At 50.4% G+C, this 6,254-nt stretch carries 4 protein-coding genes; 1 reads left to right on the forward strand and 3 read right to left on the reverse strand.

The window, feature by feature from the left end; all coding sequences use genetic code 11:
- Positions 1 to 342 precede the first annotated feature (342 nt).
- Positions 343 to 1,890, forward strand: a complete 1,548-nt coding sequence (locus tag Q0668_RS12665; RefSeq protein WP_298865130.1) for an arylsulfatase — start codon at positions 343 to 345, stop codon at positions 1,888 to 1,890.
- Positions 1,891 to 1,961: 71 nt separating this feature from the next.
- Here the strand turns inward: Q0668_RS12665 and Q0668_RS12670 are convergent, their stop codons facing one another.
- The 3 genes from Q0668_RS12670 to Q0668_RS12680 all read right to left on the reverse strand — a co-directional run bounded on the left by Q0668_RS12670 (position 1,962) and on the right by Q0668_RS12680 (position 5,662).
- Positions 1,962 to 3,335 (reverse strand): serine hydrolase, encoded by a 1,374-nt coding sequence (locus Q0668_RS12670; RefSeq protein WP_298865133.1) that lies wholly within the window; start codon positions 3,333 to 3,335, stop codon positions 1,962 to 1,964.
- A gap of 211 nt (positions 3,336 to 3,546) precedes the next feature.
- Positions 3,547 to 4,950: a DUF1501 domain-containing protein gene (locus Q0668_RS12675; RefSeq protein WP_298865135.1), complete on the reverse strand. Its 1,404-nt coding sequence runs from the start codon at positions 4,948 to 4,950 to the stop codon at positions 3,547 to 3,549.
- Positions 4,951 to 5,308: 358 nt separating this feature from the next.
- Positions 5,309 to 5,662: a hypothetical protein gene (locus Q0668_RS12680; RefSeq protein WP_298865137.1), complete on the reverse strand. Its 354-nt coding sequence runs from the start codon at positions 5,660 to 5,662 to the stop codon at positions 5,309 to 5,311.
- Positions 5,663 to 6,254: the final 592 nt, after the last annotated feature.

A 6,254-nucleotide genomic window follows, 5' to 3' on the forward strand; every position in this document is an offset into this window, starting at 1 on the left:
ATAAGCAGTGCGCAAAAAATGCATCTCGCGCGCGACGCGTAAAAACGCATAATCGCGAAGGGCGAGACGTTGTCAAGATAAAAATTAACACCATGGAAATCGGGTGAAATTTGTGTCTCTTAGGGAAAATTTAAAGTTGTTGGGCCGAGCCGATGAAATTGTTGAACATCTAGAAAAAAGGCTTTGATGAATAAATGAGTACTCTCGCCAGCGGTGATATGATCGATCGTGTATTTCATCTGGTCTTAACTTCTTGTATAAATGATAAGACAGATGACTTATTTACACGCTGATCAATGTCTGATGAAGAGGTCGGGTGAGAAGACTACTTGGGGAAACACGATGAAAATTAGATTATACATTCTGGTCTGCTGGTTGGTGCTGACGCCGCTTGTCGCTCAGCAAGAGGTTTCGGCAGTGGAGAAAGCGGCCCGACCTAACATTCTCATTATCCTCACTGATGACATGGGTTATGGTGATGCTGCCGCTCTTAATCGTGACAGCAGGATTCCTACACCCAACCTGGATCGGCTGGCAAAAGAAAGTTTAACTTTCACAGATGCCCATGCTGCGGGGTCTTACTGTGTTCCCTCCCGTTATGGTTTGTTGACGGGCCGATATATGTGGCGGACCCGATTGGGATCGGGGGGCAATCTGGCTAATCTTGCCGGTACACTGATTGAGCCGGGACGCAAGACAGTAGCGAATGTTTTACAAGATGCGGGATATCAGACTGCGCTGGTCGGCAAGTGGCATCAGGGCATCGACTGGAAGCTGCGCGATGAAAGTGCGCGGGAAGATATTCGCGTCAATCGCAACTATCAGGATTTTCAAAACATCGACTTCGCTTCACCCGTTTTGAAAGGTCCGAAAGATTATGGTTTCGACTACTCTTTCGGCACTGCTGGATCCGCTGAGATGAACCCGGCGGCTTTCATCGAGAACAACCGGGCTACAATCATCCCCACCCTCTCTTCACAGGATGTAAAGAAAAAGAACGGCGAATGGTATGGCCGGGACGACAACATTATTGCTGAAGGCTACATCATGGATCGCCTTGTCCCGACCCTTTCGAATAAGGCGTGTGAATTCGTCGAGACGGCAACCCGCACGCGGCCCGAACAGCCGTTCTTCCTGTATTACGCGATGACAACGCCGCATAACCCGATCGTTCCTAATAAGGAATTCGTCGGGACGAGCCGCGCCGGGACGTACGGAGATTTCGTTGTCGAACTCGACCATCATGTTGGCAGGTTATTGCGCAAACTTACTGAACTTGGTATCGCAGAGAACACGCTGATCATCTTCACTAGCGACAACGGACCCGTCAATCGAACCAAAGGGTATTCGGCCAAGTGGGTCAGGGGCGATACCGCCATTTACGGGCACGACAGTACCGGTCCTTTTGCGGGCTGGAAGGGAGGCCTGAAGGAGGGCGGACACCGTGTGCCGTTCTTCGTGCGTTGGCCCGAAAAAATTAAAGCGGGTGGGAATTGTTCCACGACGATTGTGTTCAATGATGTCATCCCCACTCTGGCGGAAATGTTGAATATTAATTTGGATGACAATACTGCGGAAGATGGTCAAAGTTTTTTCAAGGCACTTACGGGAGCAGCGCGGCCCGAATCGTTTCACGAAGCCATCGTGCATAATCAGAGCAATGGCACCTTTGCTATCCGCAAGGGTACGTTCAAGCTGACGGCCAACGGGCCCAAAACCAACGCACAGGTTTTGGATGATGCCTTCCCAGTTTCCTTTGTGCTTTATGATTTGGGAAAAGACGTTGAAGAAACCACTGATATCTCTCACAAGCATCCGGAGAAGGTGAAGGAGATGCATACCTTACTCAAAAAATATGTACGAGAGGGCAGAAGCAATCGCGGGCGATGAACGTGCGCGTGAAGCAGTTACCTCGGACTCAGCGGGACAAAGCCGTAAACCGACGGATCGAGCGGCAGTCATTACTTGGCCAGTCGGGGGCTTGGCATCACTCTTCCTGCCTGATGCAGGGTCACTTTCGGGCTCTGGCCCGTCTTCGGTAATTCAAATTTCAAAGTCGCATCAACGGCCTGATACTTCCATTCAGTTTGGCTTTTGGGAATCAAAGCCAGAAATTGCTGGCCGGTAAGCTGAGCCATCATTCGGCCCTCCTTCACCTGCACCGTGATCAAAACTCCGGGGGCGAGTTGGTATTTGCCTTCGAGTCGCTTTGCAATCATGGGGTCAACCTTGAACTCCTTTTCGAATGTTCTCGGTTTCACCTTCATACCGACGATCGTCTGAAATATCTGCTGTGCCAGCGCGTCAATGTCCATCACTGCTGTATTGCAAAGCAACACCGTCGCGCTTTTCAATGGCCGATTCACAAGGATCATGCAATGGTAGCCTCCGGTCTGACCATTGTGCCATCGCGTCGAACGATCTCCTGCAATCATCCAGCCCAGCCCCATTGCCAGATTCGCCTTAGCGGGCGGCTTATGTTGTTTCCAGGCTAGCTCAATCGTCTTCCCGATTTGACCGATCGGCGGATCAAGTGATGCTTTTGCGAACAACAGCATGTCATCAAGATTGCTTCGAATTGCGCCGCAGCCGGCAAGTGAATCAAAGTCCCATGACTTCTCGGGCAGCAGTACCGCATTGTGTGGCGGGGCGAAGCGTTTGACCTGTTCTGAAGAAAGAGTAATCGTCGTATCGGACATCTTCAAGGGACCCGTCAATTTCTGCTTCAACAATGCTTCGTAACTCATTCCCGCCTGGCGAGATAGTAAATCACCCAGTAGCCCCACACCAAGGTTCGAGTATTCGTACCCTTCCCCTGGCTTCCGAACAGGCTTTGCTGCAAGCATGTAGTCCGTAAGCATCTGGCGATTGTATCCGGCGAAGGGATTGGTCGAGTCGGCAGGATTGAAGTTGGTCGGCATGACCGGGAGACCAGAGACATGATGCGACAGTTGTGCGAATGTAATATTGGTCAGCTGCGGATTCGTCGCACTTAATTCTTTCATAACGACGCTGATCGGATCGTCCAGTTTGATTTGTCCCGAAACGACGGCGTCTGCCAGAAGTAGTGATGTAAATACTTTGGAGATCGACCCGATTTCATAAATGGTCTTGTCATTCGGAGCGGGTGTTCCTTTTTCACCGAGCACACCGTAATGCTTCTTCCAGACGACGCCATTGGAGATCACACCGACGGAAATGGCGTTTACTTTATTGTGCGTTAGATAAGGTGCGACCAGCGCCGCGATTTTCTTTTCGTGCTTGAATCCTTGCTCGGCAAATAATGGAACAGTTCCGAAAGCAACAAACAAAACCAATAATAAGAGCTGCCGCATTTCGGTCCTCATCTTTGTGAAAATGTGATTTGGAAGCCTTACGATCCTGATGAACGAAAGAAGCCGGTCTCATGCTTCAGCAGATATCGTAAACCACACACTTCTGCGATGCCAGTAAATTCTCTGTCTTGAAAACGAATCAGGCCGCTAATGAGCGGGCGGACTTTATTTTCCTTTAGAGGTAGTATCAACAGGGGCAGGTCAGGTACGGTTACCCGAACAATTCCTTAATCGGCTCACCTGTTGTCAGCGAGCGTAAAATGCCGCTGGGGTCCTGCGGATCATTGATGGGTATGTCGAGCGCGTGATAGATAGTCGCCGCCAGTTCCTCGGGTCGGACCGGGTTGTCGGTAGGATACTGACCATATTTGTTTGACTTACCGTAGACTTGTCCTCCAGCGATGCCCGCGCCGGCTAAGATCGAGGAAAAACACTTTGGCCAATGCTGGCGTCCGGGTGGGTTCTGCTTCAGAACGTGGGGTGTACGTCCAAACTCACCTGTTACCACAACGAGCGTGTTGTCCAACATACCGCGATCACTCAAGTCAGAGAGTAGCCCGGAAAGTGCCTGATCGAGTCGAGGCAAACAAAAACCCATACCGTAAGAACCGTTACCGAAAGCATCGCCCATACCCATATTTCCGCCGTGCATGTCCCAGCTGCTACTGGGTGGGCCCTGTTTGTCATAGTCGGCCTGTCCCGTCCAACCGTTGACTGTCACAAAGCGGACACCCGATTCCACCATTCGCCGAGCAAGCAGCAGATTCTGCCCGAGTGGATGCATCCCATAACGTTCACGAACGCTATCGGGTTCGCGGTGCATCTCAAACGCCTGTCGGCCTTCGGCGCGCGTTAAAGCTTCATAGGTTTTTTCTCGCAGGTCGGACCAGTCCTTCACAACTTTGTCTTTATCCAGTCTGTTGGATTCAAGGCCGCGGAGTACTGACTTGCGCTTTTCGAATCGTTTCTCATCATAGGGATCGTAAATCTGCGGCGGTTTGAAATCTTTCATCGCCGGGTGATTGTTTGCAGAGCCGACAAACACCGGGGCATACGCCGAGCCAAGATAACCGCCGATGCCAATGTTAGGGGCACAGAAGACGGGAGGTCCCACGCATTTGATGATCCATGCATTCGAAACAAAATTGCGTTTGCTGGGTTTATGTTTGGCGACAAACGAACCCACGTAGGGTTGTTCGTTCGCCATCCCCTGTTGCACGCGCTTCGCCGATTGGCCGCTTAGTAGATTGTGCATCGCATCGAAGTGATTGCTGATCGCACCCGGATGTGACATGGAATTGATGAGCGTGAATTTGTCGGTTAACTTTGCCAGGCCCGTATGCATTTCATTGATACGCATGCCCGGCACTTTTGTGGAAATGGGCATGTATGGTCCGCGATATTCGACGGGCGCGTTCGGTTTCATATCCCAGGTGTCAAGGTGACTCGGTCCGCCACAGAGCAGAACGAAGATGCAGGACTTTTCAGACTTGACGGCTTTGCCCGATGCATCCACCTTGTCAGTCCCCAGCACCATCCCCGGCATGCCGAGACTCATCGTACCTAAACCACTCGCGATGAGAGCTTGACGTCGGTTTAATTGGAAATCGTTCATGCAAAGCCTCATATCCAAATTGACGAATTGAGAGCGAATTTCTCTGGTCGACAGACGAGGCTGGCAGGTCAGCCGACTGTCATGGAAGATGACTCAATTACGCCAAAACCCACTAGGTTTTTATGTGATCATTGATAGAGATACTAGCCGATTCAATACCTCGAGTCAATCATTTGTTCATTTGTCGCTTGAAAGACATCATCAATCAACTGGTCACGCCCGGTATCCGCAACGCTTTTGTTTATTCTCCAATGCTCTGCCGAACACACCTGAATCGCGAGAGAACGCTGGTGGCAAAAACGGAAACGGGCTAAAAAAAATCAGCGTCCGGGAGGGAAGGCATGGTCGTCTTGCCAATCTAATCGGCGGGAACGGGCGGCGCGCTTCTGCCCGTCAACGCGCCACCTAGCCAGACTCCTGATAAAGCAGCCGGTATGTAGAGAGCCACATCCGCCACGGAAAACCAGATTGGGGAGGGCAGCATCATCAGCATGGCGATGCCTCCACAGGTCCATACAATCCCCAGTCCGATGGCGGCAACATACCAGGCTCGCTTTGCGATAAGCCCGCATACAAAGCCACTCACGAAGCTGCCACCTGCATGCGCAAGCAGCACCATGATCAGGGCACCCGTGGGCATTCCGTGAGCCTCGACGTGGGCTTTGAACGCTTCGAAATCGTTGGGATCTATTCCTTCAGGCAACGGATACATACCGTGCGAAACCGTCACGATTGCCATGTTGAATGCACTGCCAGCAATAATTCCGATAACAACGGCCAATATGTTGCGGATCATGTTTATTCCGTCCCCTCGCCTTTGATGACAAACCGGTTTTGCGCGAAAACTCATATCCACACCAGCCCGACACCCTCAAACATTTCAGGCCCATCCGATATTTCATTTCTTATAAATGATTGTAACGTTAACGACGTGTTTCGCTAACAAATTTCTACAGATAACTTGGGTGCCGGTTTGATCTGCATCCCTTAACCGGCTCCAGAACTTACTATACTGTTCAGGAATAGGGACCTATTTAGGATGAAGCGATTATGCTCACTAAACGTCATACATCCGAACAGATCAATTCCAAGCACCGGGAAGATGAAGTTCATCTCGCTCAGGAAATGAGTAATACCCAGACATCATAAAGGGACAATCATTCCCGCAAAATAACAGTTGAATTCACGAGCAACAGTAGACCATCAAGTAAAATAAATGGCTATCGGAATTATTCAGTTGTTTGCTGTTGATTTGATAGAATTTCTTTCATATCAGCCAGAGCTCTCAGATTGAAATACAGCGA

The sequence above is a fragment of the uncultured Gimesia sp. genome (genome assembly GCF_937910335.1).
Lineage (GTDB): Bacteria > Planctomycetota > Planctomycetia > Planctomycetales > Planctomycetaceae > Gimesia.